This window comes from Absiella sp. AM29-15 (genome assembly GCF_003434225.1).
Taxonomy (GTDB): Bacteria; Bacillota_I; Bacilli_A; order Erysipelotrichales; family Erysipelotrichaceae; genus Hoskinsella; species Hoskinsella hominis.
In genome coordinates, this window is the sequence record NZ_QVFL01000048.1 from 1 (window position 1) to 1,546 (window position 1,546).

Genomic DNA, 1,546 nt, shown 5'->3' on the forward strand with positions numbered 1-1,546 from the left:
CGGGTATTGCGAAGCCCCCGTTCCCGGTTCCACCATGTGGGGCAGGGGATTTTTTCTTCCTCCAGCCGTCTGCGGATATAGTTCGGACCATGACCGTTCAGGGCATATCCGAAAATCAGCCGCACAATCGGGGCGGTTTCCTCGTCAATGAGCAGATGGTTTTTGTCCTCCGGGTCTTTCCGATACCCAAACGGGGCAAGACACCCGGTAAACTGTCCTTTCTGCGCTTTCAGAAGATAAGAGGAATGGACTTTCTTGGAAATATCCTTGCTGTACATCTCGTTCAGGATATTCTTGAACGGGGCAATATCGTTGTTATCCCGCAGGGTGTCGATACCGTCATTCATGGCGATATAGCGGACACCGTTTCTTGGGAAAAAGTCCTCAATCAAATGCCCGGTTTGCAGATAGTTCCGCCCCAGTCGGCTGAGGTCTTTCGTGATGACAAGGTTGATTTGCCTGCGCTCAATGGCTCTCAACATTCTCTGTAAATCAGGACGCTCCATATTAAGACCTGTGAAACCATCGTCCTGATAGACTGCCACAACCTCCCATCCCTGCTTTTCGCAGTATTTTTCCAGCATATCACGCTGGTTTGCGATACTGGCACTTTCGCCTTGCAGGTCATCGTCCTTTGACAGCCTGCAATAGACCGCCGCACGATAGCCCCCGGCAAGTGCCGAACCGATTGTTCTGTATTCCATTTCGTTCATCATAGCCATTTACCCACACAATCCAGACGGTATCTGGCTCTTTTGAACCTCATCTTCATTATAGCTCATATCTTTCCTTTTAGCAAGATATTCTTTCGTATTTGTCTTTCCATATTTCTGGGAAATCAGGCTGACGAACACATCGGTTGCGTCAAGCTCCCCGTCAAACACAGTAGTCACATGAATCTCTGTTTTGTTTTTTGCCATAGGCAGTTATCCTCCATACATGAAAATAGCCAGACAGAGGGTGTCGGCAACGAAGTCCGGCAACGGGCTTCAAAAGACCTTGCAAACAATCTCAATCTGGCGATGATTACTATTTATACTTTTCTTTTATTTTTCTGTTGTTTTGGTTGTCATAGGGGAGAAAAGCCGATAGTTTCGGGATTTTCCCCGGCAACCGGCTCGGCAACGGGATAGCAACAGGGGGTGCAACGGGCTGCCATTTTCAGAACGGAAGCTCCATCTGTTCTGTGACCTCCACAAAACCGTCCATCGTTTTTTCAGACGGGTTGCCGGAGTCCGTTGCCGGGTTTTCACGCTCCCAGCCCTTTTGTCTGCCATATTCGGAAAACATTCTTGGGTTCGGGAAGTACCGCCAGCCAGAAATGCACTGGTTCATAATCTCGTTGATTTCCCGGATTTCCCATTGCTTCGGCTCGTCAAAGGCATGGTTCAAGGCTTCCTTATAGAGCTGCTTGGAGCAGACCATGCTCCCGGTGTACTTATCAAGATACGCCTGTATCATCCCGGCTTTGGTGTCCTCCGGCATAAAATCCCGCTGGTGTTCTTTGAGATACCGCTGCATGGCAGGGCTGAAAGCCAGCTTGAAC

The 1,546-nt window shown here is 49.3% G+C and carries 2 protein-coding genes and 1 pseudogene; all 3 read right to left on the bottom strand.

Translation table 11 applies throughout. From position 1 onward, the window contains the following. Positions 1 to 722: recombinase family protein (locus DW761_RS20825; RefSeq protein ID WP_158553866.1), on the bottom strand; the 722-nt coding region annotated here is incomplete at its 3' end. Beyond that, positions 723 to 920 (bottom strand): hypothetical protein, encoded by a 198-nt coding sequence (locus DW761_RS20830; RefSeq protein WP_003020324.1) that lies wholly within the window; start codon positions 918 to 920, stop codon positions 723 to 725. Between the two features lie 241 nt (positions 921 to 1,161). Beyond that, positions 1,162 to 1,546: pseudogene (locus tag DW761_RS20840) on the bottom strand (virulence-associated protein E); the annotation flags it as partial.

Coding starts and splice junctions, on each gene's coding strand:
- DW761_RS20830 (WP_003020324.1), bottom strand. CDS start 920: ATGGCAAAAAACAAAACAGAGATTCATGTGACTACTGTGTTTGACGGG.